This window comes from Klebsiella sp. BIGb0399 (assembly GCF_003752615.1).
GTDB classification, from domain to species: Bacteria; Pseudomonadota; Gammaproteobacteria; order Enterobacterales; family Enterobacteriaceae; genus Klebsiella; species Klebsiella lignicola.
This window is the reverse complement of record NZ_RKHT01000010.1, coordinates 46,200-65,512: the sequence shown is the minus strand read 5'-3', so window position 1 is coordinate 65,512 and position 19,313 is coordinate 46,200. Positions and strand designations below refer to the sequence as shown.

The following is a 19,313-nucleotide window of genomic DNA, read 5'->3' as shown; positions in this document are numbered from 1 at the left end:
TTGCCATTTTAAACAGCATCACCATAGTGATAGCAAACATGATATTTAACCGCAAGTTCACGGAGCATTATTGTGATGCAGGACAAGTGACCATAAAACTAACCTACTCAATGCGGGGTAAGCGTTCTAATATAAAATACGTAGAGGTGAAAGGGATATAGACATAATAAGAAAAAGTGCCAGGTATATATTTACAAATAAGATCCTGTCAGCACCCGGTGCTCATGAGCGTAGACGACGGGCCTTCCCTGGCCCACCGTGTCGCCGGTAGCCCTTTACCAGGTTTTCCCGATATTAAACTGGAATTGCTCGGTCTCATCACCGCTGTATTTTTTGAAGGGTTCAGCCCACGAGAATACCAGCGGGCCTAATGGTGACATCCACTGTACCGCAATCCCCGCCGACATCCGGATATGCATCGGATCGCTATAATCCAGGAGCCCGGCCGCCTCTGTCTGGGCGGTATTTTTCCAGGTCGTACTCCAGACCGTGCCCGCATCGACAAACAGCGAAGTGCGTAAACTGTCGGCATATTTATCGTTGATAAACGGTGTCGGAATAATGAATTCACTGTTGAGTACGACCACGGCATTGCCGCCCACTGCATCGGTAGAGCTGTCCAACGGGCAGCTGCTATAGCTGCTTTCAGAGCCACTGCAGTTATAATAAGCCGCTTTCGGGCCAATGGTGTTGGAAGAGAAGCCACGCACCGAAGTTGAGCCTCCGGCGTAGAAGCTGTCGTAAAACGGTACCGTATTGCCGTTCAGGCCGCCGGCATAGCCCGCTTTCAGATGCTCCATCCAGACCCAGTTTTTCCCCTCATCAAGCGGTACATACTGCGTGGTATCGAGAGTGATTTTGTAATAGCTGTTATCGGAACCCGGTACGGTGACTTTTCCGCTCAGGCTGCTTTTATTCCCGGCGCGGGGGAAAAACCCACGGTCGAGGTTATTGTAGCCCCACCCCAGACTGACAAAGAAGTCGTTGGCGCTAAATTCAGCCCCGCTGTTGCCGTCTTCTGTGACCACATTCGGATAAATACCGCGTGAATTCAGGTAATTCCACGTTGTCAGCTCCGGTTCCATATTAGTCAGCTTGTTATGGACATAATCCAGGCCGAGGCTCAGCGAGTTATTTTCGCTAATGGGGAAACCAAGGCTGCTGCCCAGCCCGTAGCTTTGCTGGTTATAACTCCCGGTATCCGCGTCGGAGGCGTCATAGCTGTTATAGAAAATTTTGCCGCCGAGGCTTACGCCATCCACGGTAAAATAGGGGTCGGTCATGCCCAGCTCAAGGTAGGACTGATAGCTGCTGCGCGTCCCGTTAAACGTGACGCTGTTGCCGGTGCCCAACCAGTTATCCTGAGTCACGCCAAGCTGATAGCTGATACCGCTGTCGGTACCGTAACCCAGACCGACGTTAAACGACCCGGTATTACGCTCCTTCACTTTATAGACTACATCGACCTGATCCGGACTGCCGGATACCGGTACGATACTTTTATCCACCGTCTCAAAATAACCGGTGCGATCCAGCCGCTCTTTGCCCTGCTGGACTTTCTCGTCGTTGAGCCACGCGCCTTCCATTTGCCGCATCTCACGACGCAGGACGGCATCACGCGAGGTGTCATTCCCGGTGAAACGGATCTGGCGTACGGAATAACGACGCCCGGCATCAACGTTAATGTGCAGGATCACGCTCTTTTGGGCATCATCGATTTCCGGACTCGTCGTCACCTGTGGCCAGGCATAGCCGTATTTGCCAAAGCGCTTTTTGATACTATTTTCAACGCCGGTAATACCTGCCCCGCTATACCATGTGCCGGACAAAGGCTGCGCTAACGCTTCTATTTCCTGGCCATGGGTGGCCATTTCACCACTGACGATGGTACGAGTGACCTTATAGCGTTCGCCTTCGGAAATATTGACCGTGAGGTACAGTGATTTTTTATCCGGGGTGATGCTGACCTGGCTGGAATTAATGGTAAAGCGTGCATAGCCACGATCGAGATAATAGCTGCGCAGAGCCTCAAGGTCGGCTTCCATTTTTTGCTTCTGGTATTTTTTGTCGCCGACCACGTTCCACCACGGAATATGGTCCCGCAACTGCAGCTGGTCCAGCAGCGTCTCCTCAGAAAACGCGTGGTTGCCAATGATATTAATCTGGGCAATCGTTGCGGAGATCCCTTCCTGAAACACAAATTTTAAATCGACGCGATTACGCGGCAGCGGCGTGACGACCGCATGAACCTGGGCACTGTATTTCCCGACGCTGTAGTAGAAATCCTGCAGCCCTTTTTCTATCTCACTGATCGCGTTGCGGTCCAGCGCGCTTCCCTCGGTGATCCCGCTGGCTGCCAGGTTATCTTTCAGGGCATCATCCTTAACTGATTTGTTGCCTGAAAAGCTGAGCTTCGCAATCGTCGGCCGCTCCTTCACCTGCACCACCAGCGTGCTGCCATCGCGCAGGATCTGCACATTCTCAAAGTTACCGCTGGCATATAACGCACGCACCGATTCGCTAATATCATCATTAGAAACCGGTTCTCCGGTATGGATCGGCATGCTTAAGAGCGCTGCCCCGACGGTAACGCGCTGCAACCCCTCAAAACGAATATCATCAACGGTATAGGTGGTTGATGCGTAAAGCGTAAATGGCGAAAGTAATAGCCCGACAATAATATTAGTTTTCTTTAGCATGGACGTTTTGTCTAAGAGATATTTGGCGATAGCAGAATTCTGCTGGGATTTGCGTAAGTACGGCGCAGAATTACACGTCATTATGGTGAAACAATGGAGAAAAAATGGATGTTAGAGAATGGTGAAAAAATAAAAAATTAACGGAACTTCGTTCTGCCGCCGCAGTCAGAGCAACACCTTACGGACAGAATAAATATCACTATGACTTTTGTAATTTATAAAACAAAAAGCCCCCTTTCTAAATGGGATGAAAGGGGGAAATGATCTTGTTAGGAATGATGCCCTCTGGAATAAACCAGGAACAGGGGCAATTTACCCTGAAAAACCGAAATTAAAATGAAGAGATCTTGAATAAATTATGCAGAAGTCACGGTCATTCCCACACTATATCAAAGAGATAATTTGTATGAATCCTTCATATTTTCCTCAAATTCACAGAATAAAGTGTCAGAGGCTAATGGGAGCATCACAGCAAGCCAATTGTTGTATCTAATAGAAAAGTAGTGGCGCCTTACCATGGAAGGTGAGGCATTTACCAGGCTACCCGCCGCCGCTTACCCTGTGGCGCAGGGGCCGCAGTCCCGAATGAGCATGCATCATGCGTAAAAATGAGATCCAGCAGTCCGTCCTGAACGAGCTGGTGCGCTGGATAAAAAACAACCTCGAGAAAAAACTCACCGTGAACGCGCTAAGCGTATTTTCCGGGTACTCAGAGTGGCACCTTTTCCGTCTGTTTCGCCATCATTTTAACATGTCACCGATGGAGTATATTCGACAGCAGCGGATGTTGTTATGCCGTGATTTATTACAAAGACAACCCGAATTTCGCATTGTGGATATTTGCATTATGGCCGGATACGAAGACCTCAGTGCATTTAACCGGACATTTAAGAAATATTATTCGGTGACCCCGACACAATTTCGCCGGCATATTTGTTTGCAATCCTGATGTCATCTGCAGATGACACGTTCGGGGATGGAAATAACAGGCCGGGAGCTGTCACCTTCCCGGCCTGGCGGTCAACGATTAGAAATGGGTATTTACGCTGACATAGAACGTCCGTCCGGACTCATTATAGGTTTCAGCCCCGGCACCGTATAAATAGGCTCCGGTGGTGGCGTTCCCGGTGGTTTGCGCATTCCCGGCACGATAGTGGCGAATATCAAAGAGGTTATCGATGCCGCTGGTCAGGCTGAGGTTTTTGTTCACATCCCAGGTCGCGCTCATCCCGACGATGCTGTACGGGCTCAGCTCGTTCAGCTCGCTACCCGACACCGGCTCGCCTTTGTAATTGAAGCGTTTTGGTTTCTGGCGTCCGTACCAGGTAAAGGTGCTTTGCAGCGAGAAGTCCTCGCGAACCTGCCAGCTCAGCGTCGAGTTAAGGGTAAACTCCGGGATCACCGACAGTCGGTCACCGGTGGTTTTGTTCTTGCTTTGCAGCATCCAGGTCAGGTTGTTGCTCCAGTTGACCGTGTCGCCTACCGGCACATTTAACGACCCTTCCAGCCCCTCTACCAGCGCTTTAGGAACGTTCTCCCACTGGTAGATATTGGTGGTCCCGTTGCTGGCCGTGCCGACGGCCGAATACCCGGACTCAATTTTATTGTGGTAGTCGTTACGGAACCAGGTGATCCCGGCCTGATAGCCTTCGTGCTTGTACTCAATGCCAATCTCTTTGTTGACGCTGGTCTCGGCCTTCAGGTCGCTGTTACCCATCAGATAGCAGGCAGAGCTGCTGGCGTAGCACCCCTGGCCGTTGCTGTACAGAATGTAGTTGGGGTTGAGCTGATAGAGGTTCGGCGCTTTATAGGCGCGTGCAATGCCGAGTTTCAGAGTCCAGTCATCGCTCAGCCCCTGGGACAAGTTCAGCGATGGGCTCCAGTTATTCCCGACGATGCTGTGGTGGTCGAAGCGCAGGGCCGGCGTCAGCATGGTGCTGTCGGTCAGCGCGATATTGTCTTCGGTAAACAGCGAGAAAATTTCAGCGCTGCTGTAAGGCGTACGCCCGGACGTCGAAATGCCGTCGATTGAACCGTAAGAGAGCGACTGCGACGTCGAGGTGCCATCTTTCATCCGCTGCTGGTTCCATTCGGTGCCCAGCGTCAGGTTCTGCTCGAACCCCAGCGTAAACGGTATGTTGACCTCGCTGTGCAACAACACATCCGCGAGATCGATATCCGAGAATTCATTGCTGGAGAAGATCCCTTCGGTGCCCCCCGCCAGCCCTTCATTCATCCGCGAGTTGCGCGTATGTTCGTACTGCGCATAGCTGTTACTGGTCACGCCGTTATCCCAGCCGCCGGTCCAGGTGATGCCGTAGGTCTGCCGGTAAATCCGGTTGGTCTCTTTGCCGTACATGCTTTTCACCAGCGTACTAGTGTTGGTGTTCTGCGTATCCCCCGCATAGAGGTTGCCCTGACGGCTGTAGCCGGTTTCGAACTCCAGCGCCTGCATCGGCGCAAACTCCCAGCGCACCTTGCCGTGGATATCCTTATTAACCACCCCTTCGCGCCCGGCCGGGTAAGAGCCGGCGTAGGTGCCGGTACGATCGGCCTCATGACCCGAGTTAATGTCCTGGGCGTCGGCCTGAGTCTTACTCAGGTTGCCCCATAAATTAAAACTGACGCTGTCCGACATCGGTCCTTCAAGGCTGAAGTTGGTGCGTTTGGTCGACCCCTCTTTGCGATGCTGAGGCGCATTCATGTAGGTGTTCCAGGAACCATGCCATTCGTTATTCACCGGTTTGGTGATGATATTCACTACCCCCCCCATGGCGCCGTTGCCATAGCGTGCCGCCGCCGGGCCGCGCACCACGTCAATGTGATCGATCATCTCCGCCGGCACCCAGCCGGTATCGCCGCGAGTATCCCGATCGCCACGCCAGCCATAGCGCACCGAGTTGCGGCTGGTGACCGGCTTACCGTCGATCAGGATTAAGGTATTTTCAGGCCCCATGCCGCGAATATCGATTTGTCGGTTGTTGCCACGCTGGCCGCTGGTTGAGTTACCGGTGAGGTTCACCCCTGGCAGGGTGCGAATAAGTTCTGAAATATCGCGGGCTGGCGGGTGTTTACGGATCTCATCGGCGGTCAGCGTTGATACGCCAGGAGCCTGTAAGGTCTGTTTGGCGGCGGTGACCACCATGGTCTCTTCGTTCTCTGGCGCAGCGGTGGAGGTACTGGCGGTCTTCGTCTCTTTTGAGGTGCTGCTATCGGCGGCCTGCGCAGGTAACACCACTCCCCAGATAGCCGCGTGAATGAGCACGGCCAACGAGTAGTTTGAGTATTGTTTCATGAAATATGCCCTGTTTTCTTTGTTGCTGCCGGGGCGCGGCGCTTCCATCATTCAGATAAACAACGGTCATCATTTCCATGCGTAGCACTGACTGCCTGGTTCCGGCGTAGCGCAGCCCCTCCCGGTCAATGAACGGGATAGCAATAGCCTGCGGCCAGAATATAAATTTTCGCCTTATCAAAAATGAAGAAATACGCGTTCCGCACTATTCTTAGATAGCGTTTTCCGATCAGCCCTGAATATGATTATTGTGCTTTATCACGTTATTAAAAATGAGATTCATTATCAAGTTGATAATATTAAATAACCCTGCCATTTTTAGATTAATGCGGTAAAACAACAGGATAGAAAACGATAAAAATAACCCACAGAGTTATTAAATTAATAAAATGAATAACACCCTCACAATATCAACATTATTTACTCATATTGTCTTCACAATGATTAATAGCTCTTAATACGCTTATCCCTTATTTAATCACCATAAGCATCGTATATTGTTGGTCGAAAATATATCCCAGCGCAGCGGGATATATGTCAGGGACAGTACGCAGATCCCCTACATTTTATCGGGTAAAGGAACAGGCTAACGGCGCAGAGTTGGCTAAAATAAAAGGATGCATCTGCGGAGCGTCACTCCATGAACATCCTCTCGTTTTCCCGATACGCTAGCGTCTGCTTTACCTGCCTTGCGACCCTGCTGTTCACCGCCGTGGTTTATGCGGCGCCTGCGGAAAAGAAACCACCGTCCGATGAGGAACGAGAGACGCTGGAAGTCCATACGGAAGAGATGCTGAAGCCCTGGAAAGGCGATTTACCCGGCATGCTCGACCGGCGGGTGATCCGGGTATTAACCACCTACAGCAAAACCTTTTTCTTTATCGACAAAGGCACCCAGCGCGGGGCAACGCACGATATTTTTATCGAGTACGAGCGCAGCCTTAATCAACAATTGATGAAAGAGCAGAAGCTCAAGCATCGCCATCTGAAAGTGCGCATTGTCTTTGTTCCCGTGGCCCGTGACCGGCTTTTCAGCGAGCTCGAAGCCGGCAAGGGCGATATTATCGCCACCAATCTCACCATGACCGATGAGCGCAAACAGCTGGCGGACTTCACCGCGCCGGTTTACTCCAACGTCCAGGAGCTGCTGCTGAGCGCCCCGGGAACCCCGGCGGTGAGTAGCCTCGATCAGCTTTCCGGTAAGAAGGTCTATGTGCGCCAGTCCTCCAGCTATTACCAGAGCCTGGTGGCCCTCAACGCGCGCTTTGCCAAAGCTTCGCAGCCTCCGGTGATTATCGAAACCGTTCCGGAATCGCTCGAGGATGAGGATCTGATTGAAATGCTCAACGCCGGCCTGATTCCGCTGACCGTCGTTGACCGCCATATCGCGTTGTTCTGGCAGCAGGTTTTCCCCAACATTCAGGTCCACAAGGATATTGTGCTGCGCGACAATGCCAACATCGGTTGGGCGGTACGTAAGAACAGCCCTCAGCTTCTCGCCTCGCTGAATAGCTTTATCAAAGCGAACGGTCAGGGCAGCAGGCTGGGCAATACCATTCTGCTGCGCTACCTGAAAGACGCGAAATATGTCAAAAACGCCGCCGCCCAGAAGGAGCGACGTAAATTTTTAGCCATGGTGGAGATCTTCCGTAAATATGGCGATGAGTATGACGTTGACTGGCTGTTAATGGCGGCACAGGGCTATCAGGAGTCACGCCTGAATCAGTCGGTGCGCAGCCACGTCGGCGCCATCGGAGTGATGCAGGTGATGCCGCGGACCGGCAAAGAGCTCAAGGTCGGGGATATCAATAAGCTGGATCCCAATATCCATGCCGGGGTGAAATATATGCGCTGGATGATCGATCGTTATTATGGCGACGAGCCGATGACAAAACTCGATAAGGCGCTCTTTTCGTTCGCCTCTTATAACGCCGGCCCGGCGCGGATCGCCCGCTTACGAACCGAGACCCAAAAACGCGGTTTTGACCCTAATATCTGGTTTGGCAACGTCGAGTATCTGGCCGCGGAAAAGATCGGTTCCGAGACCGTGACCTACGTCAGCAATATCTATAAGTACTACATTGCCTACCGGCTGATCATCGATGAGATGGCACGTAAGCAGCAGGCCACCGCGAAAGCCAGCCCTGTGGACGCAGACGCGAAGGCCAAGGCCACGCCTGCTACGCCTGCTACGCCTGCCACGCAGTAAGTCGGGACAGATGAGCGATCGACAGGCATAAAAAAGCCCCGAAAAACGGGGCTTTTTATCATTTGCTAACAACCGCGACTAAGGCTGGCCTCAGAACGGGATGTCGTCATCGAAATCCATCGGCGGTTCGTTAGACGGTGCGGCCGGAGCCTGCTGCTGCGGACGAGACTGCGCGCCGCCGCTGAACTGGTTGCTGCCACCCTGCGGCTGCTGAGGCTGACCCCAACCGCCCTGCTGCTGGCCACCCGCTGCCGGAGCGCCACCGCCCTGACGGCCGCCCAGCATCTGCATGGTGCCACCGACGTTGACCACAACCTCTGTGGTGTACTTCTCTGCACCGGACTGATCGGTCCATTTACGGGTACGCAGCTGACCTTCAATGTAAACCTGCGAGCCTTTACGCAGGTATTCACCAGCGACTTCAGCCAGTTTGCCGAACAGCACCACACGGTGCCATTCAGTCTGCTCTTTCATTTCACCGGTCTGCTTATCGCGCCAGGATTCGGAAGTCGCCAGCGTGACGTTGGCGACTGCGCCGCCACTTGGCATGTAGCGTACTTCCGGGTCCTGCCCCAGATTACCGACGAGAATCACCTTGTTTACGCCTCTGCTGGCCATGATCGAATCTCCTGAATGGGTTGTTTCTTAATAAGTGTAAACCGGTAATTCTAACACTACAAAGGGGCATTTTGATAGCTGCGCGGCGGAATCCACTAAACATCTCATCGACCTGCAATTTTTCATTGCGTAGACCAACTACCGTTCCAATACTGTATATTAAAACAGGTCTGATTGTGCCATAATTAGCCGTTTCCGCCGTTTGTTCTTTATGCAAACCAGGCAGTCCGTGTATCTACCTACCGGGAAAGGTGAATGGATAAGATCGAAGTTCGGGGCGCCCGCACCCATAATCTCAAAAACATCAACCTCGTCATCCCACGCGACAAGCTGATTGTCGTTACCGGGCTGTCAGGATCAGGCAAATCATCACTGGCTTTCGACACGCTGTATGCCGAAGGACAGCGCCGTTACGTTGAATCGCTTTCTGCCTATGCGCGCCAGTTTCTGTCGCTGATGGAGAAACCGGACGTCGATCATATTGAAGGGCTGTCGCCTGCGATTTCCATCGAACAGAAATCAACGTCCCATAACCCGCGCTCCACGGTCGGCACCATCACCGAAATTCACGACTATCTGCGTCTGCTTTACGCGCGCGTCGGTGAGCCGCGCTGCCCGGATCACGATGTCCCTCTGGCGGCGCAAACCGTCAGCCAGATGGTCGATAACGTGCTCTCTCAGCCGGAAGGCCAACGCCTGATGCTGCTGGCGCCGATTATTAAAGAGCGTAAAGGTGAGCACACCAAAACGCTGGAAAACCTCGCCAGTCAGGGCTATATCCGAGCGAGGATCGACGGCGAAGTCTGCGATCTCTCGGATCCGCCTAAGCTGGAGCTGCAAAAGAAACACACCATCGAAGTGGTTATCGACCGCTTTAAAGTGCGTGACGACCTTTCGCAACGTCTGGCCGAATCTTTCGAAACCGCCCTCGATCTCTCCGGCGGCACCGCGATTGTCGCCAATATGGACGACGCCAAAGCGGAAGAGCTGCTGTTTTCCGCCAACTTCGCCTGTCCGATTTGCGGCTACAGCATGCGTGAACTGGAACCGCGCCTGTTTTCATTCAACAACCCGGCGGGGGCCTGCCCGACCTGCGACGGCCTGGGCGTCCAGCAGTACTTCGATCCTGAGCGCGTAATTCAGAACGTCGAACTGTCGCTGGCCGGCGGCGCGATCCGCGGCTGGGATCGGCGTAACTTTTACTACTTCCAGATGCTGAAATCGCTGGCAGAACACTATAAATTCGATATCGAAGCCCCCTGGGGAACCCTCGGTGCCGACGTGCAAAAAGTCATTTTGTATGGCTCAGGCAAAGAGAATATCGAGTTTAAATACATGAACGACCGGGGCGACACCTCGGTACGCCGCCATCCGTTCGAAGGCGTGCTGCATAATATGGAGCGCCGCTACAAAGAGACGGAATCCAGCGCGGTGCGTGAAGAGCTGGCGAAGTTTATCAGCAATCGTCCGTGCACCAGCTGTAACGGTACCCGTCTGCGTCGCGAAGCCCGTCATGTGTTCGTCGAAAACACGCCGCTGCCGACCATTTCCGATATGAGCATTGGTCATGCGATGGATTTCTTCACTAACCTGAAGCTCTCCGGCCAGCGGGCGCAAATCGCCGAAAAAGTGCTGAAAGAGATCGGCGACCGCCTGAAGTTCCTCGTCAACGTCGGCCTGAACTACCTGACGCTCTCCCGTTCGGCTGAAACGCTCTCCGGCGGTGAAGCCCAGCGTATTCGCCTGGCCAGCCAGATTGGCGCCGGTCTGGTGGGGGTGATGTACGTACTGGATGAGCCCTCCATCGGCCTGCATCAGCGTGATAACGAGCGCCTGCTCGGGACGCTGGTTCATCTGCGTAATCTCGGGAATACGGTGATTGTCGTCGAGCATGACGAAGACGCCATCCGCGCCGCGGACCACGTGATCGATATCGGCCCTGGCGCCGGGGTTCACGGCGGTCAGGTGGTGGCGGAAGGGACGCTGGAGGCGATCATGGCGGTCCCGGAATCCCTGACCGGCCAGTACATGAGCGGCAAACGCAAAATTGAAGTGCCGAAGCAGCGCGTGCCGGCCGACCCGGAAAAAGTGCTGAAACTCACCGGCGCCCGCGGCAACAACCTGAAAGACGTGACCCTGACGCTGCCGGTAGGGCTGTTTACCTGTATTACCGGGGTCTCCGGCTCGGGTAAATCGACGCTGATCAACGACACCCTGTTCCCGATTGCCCAGCGCCAGCTTAACGGCGCGACCATCGTTGAACCTGCGCCCTATCGCGATGTGCAGGGCCTGGAACACTTCGATAAAGTTATCGATATCGACCAAAGCCCGATTGGCCGGACGCCGCGTTCGAACCCGGCCACCTACACCGGGGTCTTCACGCCGGTTCGTGAGCTGTTTGCCGGCGTGCCGGAATCACGTTCACGTGGCTACACGCCTGGGCGCTTCAGCTTTAACGTTCGCGGCGGGCGCTGCGAAGCCTGCCAGGGCGATGGCGTGATTAAAGTCGAAATGCACTTCCTGCCGGACATTTACGTGCCGTGCGACCAGTGCAAAGGCAAACGCTATAACCGTGAAACGCTGGAGATTAAATACAAAGGCAAGACCATCCATGAAGTGCTGGATATGACCATTGAAGAAGCACGCGAGTTCTTCGATGCCGTACCGGCGCTGGCGCGTAAGCTGCAAACGCTGATGGACGTCGGCCTGACCTATATCCGCCTAGGCCAGTCGGCCACCACGCTCTCCGGTGGCGAAGCCCAGCGTGTGAAGCTGGCGCGCGAGCTGTCCAAACGCGGTACGGGTCAGACGCTGTATATTCTCGATGAGCCCACCACCGGCCTGCACTTTGCGGATATCCAACAGCTGCTGGACGTACTGCATCAGCTGCGCGATCAGGGCAACACCATCGTGGTGATTGAGCACAACCTGGATGTCATCAAAACCGCTGACTGGATCGTTGACCTCGGTCCCGAAGGTGGTAGCGGCGGCGGTGAAATCCTCGTCTCCGGCACGCCAGAGACCGTGGCCGGGTGCGAGACATCACACACGGCGCGCTTCCTTAAACCTTTACTGGGTTAATCAGCGTGAAAGCTGCTGTCGGGTCGGTTCCGACAGCAGCCGGACTGCCTGCTGATATGAGGCATCGACCAGATAGTAGATTTGTGAGTCCGGCAGCGCGCCGTCGAGAAATACCGTACTCCAGTGGGCTTTATTCAGATGTCTGCTGGGGCGGATATCAACGTGCTGCTCCCGCAACAGTTCGGCAAGTTCAGGGCTGGCTTTCAGCGAGACCGCCGGTCGCTTATCTTCCACCTCTTTCACCAGCGCAAACAGCACGTCCGACACCTTAATCTGCGTGGCCTTCCAGTCGCTGTGCACGCTTTGCTCCGCGCCCGGTTTCGCCATGCAGTACAGCAATAAATCCGAAATTGTCATCTGTGATTCCCCCGTTGGCGTCGCGACATTCTGCCGCTAAGCGCCGTGAATACGATGTTCCCCTGGTCTGGCAATGGCGTGCTGGCGCAGCAGAGGCAGTGTGTCAGGTGACGCGTGGAGATGTTGAGCCTGACGTCAGCATTGACGGATGCGACCCCAATGATTCCTGTCGCGAATGAGTCCTTCTAAGTGTGCAGCAATAAGCGAAAAGGTAAAACCTCCCCACCCGCTTTTTTGTACAAAAAAACGGCAGCTTATGCGCTGCCGTGTTCTGTGCGATCTGCTGTTACCGAATCCGACCGTCAGTACTCAGAATTGACCACCACTTCTTCGCCCAGCGCCCCGGCCATCGGCAACGGTTTATACGAAGAGTTTGACGCGCGCAGTACGCGAATGCCGCGGGCACCCGCCTCACGCGCGGCGGAGATATCATTATCGGAATCGCCGTAGAAGACCTTGATGTTCTTCTCTTTCAGCCATTGCGTTTTGGTATTCTGGCCCGGCTTGTCGCCGGCAAAGATCACCGGGTTCATGTTGGCCGCCGGGATCAGGAAATCATCCTGCAGCGTTTTTGAGACGGTTTCGGTTTTGGTCTGGCTGCGGCCGGTGACGAAGTAAATGCGATCGCCGCGTTTCACATGCATGGCAATGAGATGGCGCGCCACTTCTTTCGGCATACTGAACTCATCCCAGCCATTGTTCATTTTTTCCCAGAACTCAGGGTTTTTCAGGTAATCATCGTTACCGGGGGAAAAGGTTTTCTGCCCGCGCCAGAAGCCCGGGCTGGAAAAGAGGACGGTATCGTCAATATCAAACCCGACGGCAAACGGCTCACGGCCTAACAGGCTGTTTTCAATTTGCGCCACGGAGACCCAGTGGATGGGGGCTTGTTCAGCGAGTTTAGCGACGTTAGTGCCGGTTGACAGCGGCTGGGGCGTTGAGGCTTGAGCCATAACGCTGCCGTTTAGCGTGAACAGTAAGCAAATGGCCGACAAGGCCAGCGTCATCTTGCGCATATTTATTATCCCTTCAGGCGTCATCCTTCAAGCGACTGCCACGCAGTTCACCGGGCTCGCATTACGGCATGACTTGAATGATTGTGTGTGTCAAAACAACCTAATCGTTATAGTTTTCAATCATGTGGCTGCTTAGCAATATGCTATGACCTTAACCCCGACATCTATTGATGCAAAGGATTATCTGCTTATATGTCATAGAAAAAGAGAATGATCACACTTCATGAAGGGCATTGCCCCTTCCATCAGGCCGGAAAGGGCAATGAACTGGCGGGGCGTTAAATCACGGCGGAGAACGCTTTCGCCACGCGCTGCACGTTGCGTGAATTGAGACCCGCGACGCACATGCGGCCGCTGGAAATCAGATACACGCCAAACTCTTCGCGCAGACGGTCAACCTGTGCTGCGCTCAGGCCGGTATAGCTGAACATGCCGCGCTGCTTCAGCAGGTAGTCGAAACTCACATCCGGCACCGCCTCTTTCAGGACGTTCACCAGCTCCTGACGCATCGCCAGAATACGGGTGCGCATCGCTTCGACTTCGGCCAGCCAGCTGGCTTTCAGCTCGGCGTCATTCAGCACCATCGCAACCACCTGGGCGCCAAAGTTCGGCGGGCTGGAGTAGTTGCGACGCACGGTCGCCTTCAGCTGCCCCAGCACGCGGTTAGCGGTATCTGAGTCTTCGCAGACCACCGACAGCCCGCCAACGCGCTCGCCGTACAGCGAGAAAATTTTCGAGAAGGAGTTGCTGACCAGCATCGGCATGCCGGTGCTGGCAATCGTGCGGATCGCGTAGGCATCATCGTCCATGCCCGCGCCAAAGCCCTGATAGGCGATATCGAGGAACGGAATCAGGTTGCGCGCTTTCAGTACGTCCGCGATCTGATCCCACTGAGCATGGTTCAAATCGGCGCCGGTCGGGTTATGACAGCACGGATGCAGCAGCACGATGTCACGTTCTGGCAACGTTTGCAGTTTTTCCAGCAGCGCGTCAAAACGCACGCCGTTGGTTTCGCTATCAAACCAAGGGTAAGTACTTACTTCGAAGCCAGCCCCTTCAAATATGGCAATGTGGTTTTCCCAGGTCGGGTCACTGACCCATACGCGGGAGCCCGGGAAGTAGCGTTTCAGGAAATCGGCGCCGACTTTCAATGCGCCGGAGCCGCCCAGCGTCTGGATGGCAGCGACGCGCTGCTGTTGCAGTACCGGATGTTCCGCGCCAAACAGCAGCGGAGCGATGGCATTGCGATAGGCATTCAGCCCTTCCATCGGCAGGTACAACGAGGCGCCGTGCGGCTGTGCGTTAAGGCGCGCTTCCGCTTCAGCAACCGCCTGGAGCTGCGGGATAATCCCGTCTTCGTTGTAATACAGGCCGATGCTCAGGTTTACTTTGTCACTACGTGGATCTTCTTTGAAACGCTCCATTAAGGAGAGAATAGGGTCGCCAGCGTAGGCGTCAACTTGTTGAAACACGCGATGTTTCTCCGGGTTTACGAGAGGCAGGAAATAACACAATAAACCGGAAGCAACAGAAGATCGAGAGGATGTTGGTCGATAGTCGACGACGAGCGTGTGCGAGCGCGGTGCGGGCGGTCAGTTTCCCCGGCTTGCGGCGTCAACGCCTGAGCCGGGCTATCGGATCGCCCACCTTGGGGCCATTAATCCCTAATTAATCTACGAACTTCATCGAGACTCTGGAGGTCAGGCGCGTAATAAGTTCGTAAGCACTCACTTTCGTAAGCGCGGCGATGCGTTCAACCGGCAGGCCTTCGCCCCACAGCACCACCGGATCGCCGGATTTGTCCTGTGCCTCTGGGCCCAGGTCGACGCAAATCATGTCCATCGCTACACGCCCGACAATCGGCACTTCGCGACCGTTTACCAGCACCGGTGTGCCGGAGGCCGCCGCCCGCGGGTAACCGTCGCCGTAACCCATCGCCACCACGCCAAGACGCGTGTCACGTTCGCTGACCCAGGTGCCGCCGTAACCTACCGGCTCACCCGCTTTATGGTCGCGCACGGCAATCAGGCTTGAGGTCAGCGACATCACCGGCTGACAGCCAAAATCCGCGCCGGTAGACGGGCTATCCAGCGGCGAGACGCCGTATAAAATAATGCCCGGGCGCACCCAGTCGAAATGCGACTGCGGCCACAGCAGGATCCCGCCCGACGCCGCAATGGAGCGCAGGCCAGGCTTGCCTTCGGTGAAGGTGGTGAAAATATCCAGCTGCCGTTCGGTGGCGCCGCACTCAGGTTCGTCGGCGCGCGCAAAGTGGCTGACCACATTGACCGGCTGGCGCACGTTTTTGCATTGGCTCAGACGCTGCCAGAACGCTTGTGCTTGTTCCGGCAATACGCCCAGGCGATGCATCCCGGTATCCAGCTTCATCCAGACGGTGACCGGCTCAGGCAGTTCGGCCTGCTCCAGCGCTTCCAGTTGTTCCAGGCTGTGTACTGCGGTTTGTAGCTGTTGTGCGGAAATCACCGGCAGATCGGCGGCATCAAAAAAACCTTCCAGCAGCAGGACCGGCTGGGTGATGCCACCGGCGCGCAGGCGCAGAGCCTCTTCGAGACGGGCGACGCCAAAAGCATCGGCATCAGGGAGCGTTCGCGCGGTCTCAAGAAGACCGTGTCCGTAAGCGTTCGCTTTCACGACTGCAACCAGCTTGCTGGCGGGCGCCAGCTCACGTAGACGTTGCAGGTTGTGTCGCAGAGCGCGGCGGTTAATGACTACAGTTGCCGCTTGCATTTGAATTCCTTAATAAAAGAATCTCCTAAATCATTCGTGTTGCAGGAAGGCGACAAGCCTGAGAATTCCCGGGAGCTTAGTAAACTAGGTGACCGGGGTGAACAGGCGTAGTCAACGCATCTGCGGCATGAAGGATGACGGAGATTTATTCGTCGTCGTATTGTGGCCCAGCATAGTTGTCGAAGCGCGACCACTGACCATTAAACGTCAGACGTACTGTCCCGATGGGGCCGTTACGCTGTTTACCAATAATAATTTCCGCGATGCCTTTCAAGTCGCTGTTCTCGTGATAGACCTCATCACGGTAGATAAACATGATTAAGTCGGCATCCTGCTCGATGGAACCTGATTCACGCAAATCGGAGTTTACCGGGCGTTTATCAGCACGTTGCTCCAGCGATCGGTTAAGCTGCGACAGCGCCACCACCGGCACCTGAAGCTCTTTCGCCAGCGCCTTCAGTGAACGGGAAATTTCCGCGATTTCCAGGGTACGGTTATCGGAGAGCGACGGCACGCGCATCAGCTGCAGGTAGTCGATCATGATAAGCCCAATACCGCCGTGTTCACGGGCGATACGTCGCGCACGGGAGCGCACTTCCGTCGGCGTCAGGCCGGAGGAGTCATCGATATAGATATTGCGTTTTTCCAGCAGAATGCCCAGCGTGCCGGAGATACGTGCCCAGTCTTCATCATCCAGCTGGCCGGTACGAATACGGGTCTGATCGACCCGCGACAGCGACGCCAGAGAACGCATCATGATCTGCTCTGATGGCATCTCAAGACTGAAAATGAGTACCGGTTTATCCTGCAACATCGCCGCATTTTCAACGAGGTTCATCGCAAATGTCGTCTTACCCATTGAAGGACGGGCAGCGACGATAATCAGATCCGACGGCTGCAGGCCGGCGGTCTTTTTGTTCAGATCGTCATAGCCGGTATTCACCCCGGTGACGCCGTCATGCGGCTGCTGGAACAGCTGCTCGATACGCGCTACGGTCGCATCAAGGACATCGGCGATATTTTTCGGGCCTTCGTCTTTGTTGGCGCGGCTTTCCGCAATTTTGAATACCCGGGACTCCGCCAGATCAAGCAGGTCTTCACTGGTGCGGCCCTGCGGATCGAAGCCCGCTTCAGCGATTTCATTGGCGACCGAGATCATCTCACGGACAACTGCACGTTCGCGTACGATATCCGCATAAGCGCTGATGTTCGCCGCACTTGGCGTGTTTTTCGACAGCTCAGCCAGATAGGCAAAGCCCCCGACGCTGTCCAGTTGACCCTGACGCTCCAGCGATTCCGCCAGCGTAATCAGGTCAATCGGGCTGCCCGTTTCCTGCAGGCGCGCCATCTCAATAAAGATATGGCGGTGCGGACGGGTGTAGAAATCTTCCGCCACCACACGCTCGGCAACGTCGTCCCAGCGCTCGTTGTCCAGCATTAAACCGCCCAACACCGACTGTTCCGCTTCAATCGAGTGCGGCGGTACTTTCAACCCGGCGACCTGATAATCGCGCTCACGGGGTTCAGTCTGTGGTTTGTTGAAGGGTTTATTTCCTGCCATAGTGAATGGAGTTACCGAGATAAAGAGTGGGTCGAAAGATTACCATATTTTTCTTACGGAGGGAGCATGGCAACGCGCATTGAATTCCACAAACATGGTGGCCCGGAAGTGCTTAACGCGGTGGAGTTTACCCCCGCAGAGCCTGGTGAAAACGAAATCCAGGTAGAAAACAAAGCCATCGGTATTAACTATATCGACACCTATATTCGCAGCGGTCTCTATCCGCCGCCGTCCCTGCCGAGCGGACTGGGCACCGAAGCCGCAGGCGTGGTGACCAAAGTGGGCCGCGCCGTGACCCATATCCGGCAGGGCGACCGCGTGGTCTACGCGCAATCGGCCCTCGGCGCCTACAGTTCCGTGCATAACGTCCCGGCGGACAAAGCGGCCCTGTTACCGGACGCGATCTCCTTTGAGCAGGCCGCCGCCTCGTTTTTGAAAGGGCTGACCGTCTATTATCTGCTGCGTAAAACCTACGATATCAAACCCGGAGAGCCGTTCCTGTTCCACGCTGCCGCCGGCGGCGTCGGGCTGATTGCCTGCCAGTGGGCGAAGGCGCTGGGCGCAAAACTGATTGGTACCGTCGGCAGCGCGCAAAAAGCGCAGCGGGCGAAGCAGGCCGGGGCCTGGCAGGTGATTAACTATCGTGAAGAGAATATCGTTGAGCGCCTGAAGGAGATAACCGAAGGGAAAAAAGTCCATGTGGTCTACGATTCCGTGGGCAAAGATACCTGGGAAGCGTCTCTTGATTGTCTGCAGCGCCGGGGGCTGATGGTCAGCTTTGGCAACTCATCTGGCCCGGTCACCGGGGTAAACCTGGGGATCCTCAACCAGAAAGGTTCGCTGTTCGTAACCCGCCCTTCTCTGCAAGGCTATATCACCAATCGTGAAGAGCTGGAGCAAGCCAGCCGCGAGCTGTTTTCACTGATTGCCAGCGGCGCGATTAACGTTGACGTGGCGGACAGCCAGAAATATGCCCTGACCGATGCCCGACGCGCGCATGAGGTGCTGGAAAGCCGAGTGACCGAAGGCTCAAGCCTGCTGCTGCCGTAAGTCCTTCACTTCAGTAGTTTGTCGTTTGAAGGCGAACGACGGGAGACTCTCCCTAAATCATTCGGGCTACAGGCAGGCGGCAAGAGAACGAATCCCCGGGAGCTGACAACAGTCAGCGACTGGGGTGACAAATCTGTCTGGAACAGATTTGAACGCTGCGAGCAGCGGCCCTGATAAGGGTGAGGCTCATGGATGAGCCGAATAACGAGGCAGCCAACGCCCCTGTAGTCTGAAGTATGACGGGAGAGGGACAAAAGTTTAGGGCTTCCACCTGGGAAGCCCTTACTTTTTTTTGTTCGGCTGTATGTAGGGTACAGCGCGATGAATTCATTAACGCGCTAATAGTGACAGATTTAATAGGCAAAGCCTACGCTGTTTTATGCAAAAATCTTCAGGTTGTGATACACCGCTCAATACCTTAGTAACGCCAACGGTTATTCCCGCGATAACGGTTGTCAGCAGGCGATTTTATCGCCCGAATCACCCATACCACGACAACCGCCAGCAGTAGCCACGGCAGCAGTTTAATCATTAATGCAAACAGCCCACCCACGAACATCAGCGCGGTCGCGACCACGATGGCGGCGATAATCCCCAGTAACGACACGCCGGTGACCAACAACATGACAAAAAAGCCTATAACGAATAAGAGTTCCAGCATCGTCTTCTCCCCAAAGAA

At 54.8% G+C, this 19,313-nt stretch carries 13 protein-coding genes; 4 read left to right on the top strand and 9 right to left on the bottom strand.

Annotated elements, in window-relative coordinates; all coding sequences use genetic code 11:
* Positions 1–275 precede the first annotated feature (275 nt).
* Entirely contained in the window at positions 276–2,699 is a 2,424-nt protein-coding gene (bamA, locus tag EDF82_RS22740; RefSeq protein WP_123757971.1) for an outer membrane protein assembly factor BamA, read from the bottom strand.
* A gap of 598 nt (positions 2,700–3,297) precedes the next feature.
* On the opposite strand from bamA, the gene EDF82_RS22735 reads away from it, so the two are divergent.
* The gene (locus tag EDF82_RS22735) at positions 3,298–3,648 is read left to right on the top strand and encodes a helix-turn-helix transcriptional regulator (protein ID WP_123757754.1); all 351 of its coding nucleotides are present in this window, start codon (positions 3,298–3,300) and stop codon (positions 3,646–3,648) included.
* A 78-nt stretch (positions 3,649–3,726) separates the two neighbouring features.
* Here EDF82_RS22735 and EDF82_RS22730 read toward each other — a convergent pair whose 3' ends face one another.
* On the bottom strand, positions 3,727–5,994 hold the full coding sequence (locus EDF82_RS22730) for a TonB-dependent siderophore receptor (RefSeq protein WP_123757970.1): 2,268 nt from the start codon (positions 5,992–5,994) through the stop codon (positions 3,727–3,729).
* Between the two features lie 640 nt (positions 5,995–6,634).
* On the opposite strand from EDF82_RS22730, the gene EDF82_RS22725 reads away from it, so the two are divergent.
* Positions 6,635–8,203, top strand: a complete 1,569-nt coding sequence (locus tag EDF82_RS22725; protein WP_123757753.1) for a lytic transglycosylase F — start codon at positions 6,635–6,637, stop codon at positions 8,201–8,203.
* A 90-nt stretch (positions 8,204–8,293) separates the two neighbouring features.
* Here EDF82_RS22725 and ssb1 read toward each other — a convergent pair whose 3' ends face one another.
* Positions 8,294–8,821, bottom strand: coding sequence for a single-stranded DNA-binding protein SSB1 (gene ssb1 / locus EDF82_RS22720; protein ID WP_123757752.1), 528 nt, complete (start codon positions 8,819–8,821; stop codon positions 8,294–8,296).
* A gap of 255 nt (positions 8,822–9,076) precedes the next feature.
* Here ssb1 and uvrA point away from each other — a divergent pair, with 255 nt between their 5' ends.
* Positions 9,077–11,902, top strand: a complete 2,826-nt coding sequence (uvrA, locus tag EDF82_RS22710; RefSeq protein WP_123757751.1) for an excinuclease ABC subunit UvrA — start codon at positions 9,077–9,079, stop codon at positions 11,900–11,902.
* Here uvrA and EDF82_RS22705 read toward each other — a convergent pair whose 3' ends face one another.
* The 5 genes from EDF82_RS22705 to dnaB all read right to left on the bottom strand — a co-directional run bounded on the left by EDF82_RS22705 (position 11,903) and on the right by dnaB (position 17,584).
* Positions 11,903–12,259 carry an MmcQ/YjbR family DNA-binding protein gene (locus tag EDF82_RS22705; RefSeq protein WP_123757750.1) on the bottom strand — a complete coding sequence of 119 codons (357 nt, stop codon included), beginning with the start codon at positions 12,257–12,259 and terminating at the stop codon, positions 11,903–11,905. It lies immediately after the preceding gene.
* A 302-nt stretch (positions 12,260–12,561) separates the two neighbouring features.
* Entirely contained in the window at positions 12,562–13,275 is a 714-nt protein-coding gene (gene aphA / locus EDF82_RS22700) for an acid phosphatase AphA (RefSeq protein ID WP_123757749.1), read from the bottom strand.
* A gap of 278 nt (positions 13,276–13,553) precedes the next feature.
* A complete protein-coding gene (tyrB, locus tag EDF82_RS22695) occupies positions 13,554–14,747 on the bottom strand; it encodes an aromatic amino acid transaminase (protein ID WP_123757748.1) in 1,194 nt (397 codons plus the stop codon).
* 196 nt (positions 14,748–14,943) lie between these two features.
* Complete coding sequence (gene alr, locus EDF82_RS22690; RefSeq protein ID WP_123757747.1) at positions 14,944–16,023, bottom strand: alanine racemase; 1,080 nt, start codon at positions 16,021–16,023, stop codon at positions 14,944–14,946.
* Positions 16,024–16,168: 145 nt separating this feature from the next.
* On the bottom strand, positions 16,169–17,584 hold the full coding sequence (dnaB, locus tag EDF82_RS22685; RefSeq protein WP_123757746.1) for a replicative DNA helicase: 1,416 nt from the start codon (positions 17,582–17,584) through the stop codon (positions 16,169–16,171).
* A gap of 66 nt (positions 17,585–17,650) precedes the next feature.
* Here dnaB and EDF82_RS22680 point away from each other — a divergent pair, with 66 nt between their 5' ends.
* The gene (locus EDF82_RS22680; protein WP_123757745.1) at positions 17,651–18,634 is read left to right on the top strand and encodes a quinone oxidoreductase; all 984 of its coding nucleotides are present in this window, start codon (positions 17,651–17,653) and stop codon (positions 18,632–18,634) included.
* A gap of 418 nt (positions 18,635–19,052) precedes the next feature.
* Here the strand turns inward: EDF82_RS22680 and pspG are convergent, their stop codons facing one another.
* Positions 19,053–19,295 (bottom strand): envelope stress response protein PspG, encoded by a 243-nt coding sequence (gene pspG / locus EDF82_RS22670; protein ID WP_123757743.1) that lies wholly within the window; start codon positions 19,293–19,295, stop codon positions 19,053–19,055.
* Positions 19,296–19,313: the final 18 nt, after the last annotated feature.

Bases quoted from the DNA above. Each gene is read 5' to 3' on its own strand.
- bamA (WP_123757971.1), bottom strand. From the start codon at position 2,699: ATGCTAAAGAAAACTAATATTATTGTCGGGCTATTACTTTCGCCATTT.
- EDF82_RS22735 (WP_123757754.1), top strand. From the start codon at position 3,298: ATGCGTAAAAATGAGATCCAGCAGTCCGTCCTGAACGAGCTGGTGCGC.
- EDF82_RS22730 (WP_123757970.1), bottom strand. From the start codon at position 5,994: ATGAAACAATACTCAAACTACTCGTTGGCCGTGCTCATTCACGCGGCT.
- EDF82_RS22725 (WP_123757753.1), top strand. From the start codon at position 6,635: ATGAACATCCTCTCGTTTTCCCGATACGCTAGCGTCTGCTTTACCTGC.
- ssb1 (WP_123757752.1), bottom strand. From the start codon at position 8,821: ATGGCCAGCAGAGGCGTAAACAAGGTGATTCTCGTCGGTAATCTGGGG.
- uvrA (WP_123757751.1), top strand. From the start codon at position 9,077: ATGGATAAGATCGAAGTTCGGGGCGCCCGCACCCATAATCTCAAAAAC.
- EDF82_RS22705 (WP_123757750.1), bottom strand. From the start codon at position 12,259: ATGACAATTTCGGATTTATTGCTGTACTGCATGGCGAAACCGGGCGCG.
- aphA (WP_123757749.1), bottom strand. From the start codon at position 13,275: ATGCGCAAGATGACGCTGGCCTTGTCGGCCATTTGCTTACTGTTCACG.
- alr (WP_123757747.1), bottom strand. From the start codon at position 16,023: ATGCAAGCGGCAACTGTAGTCATTAACCGCCGCGCTCTGCGACACAAC.
- dnaB (WP_123757746.1), bottom strand. From the start codon at position 17,584: ATGGCAGGAAATAAACCCTTCAACAAACCACAGACTGAACCCCGTGAG.
- EDF82_RS22680 (WP_123757745.1), top strand. From the start codon at position 17,651: ATGGCAACGCGCATTGAATTCCACAAACATGGTGGCCCGGAAGTGCTT.
- pspG (WP_123757743.1), bottom strand. From the start codon at position 19,295: ATGCTGGAACTCTTATTCGTTATAGGCTTTTTTGTCATGTTGTTGGTC.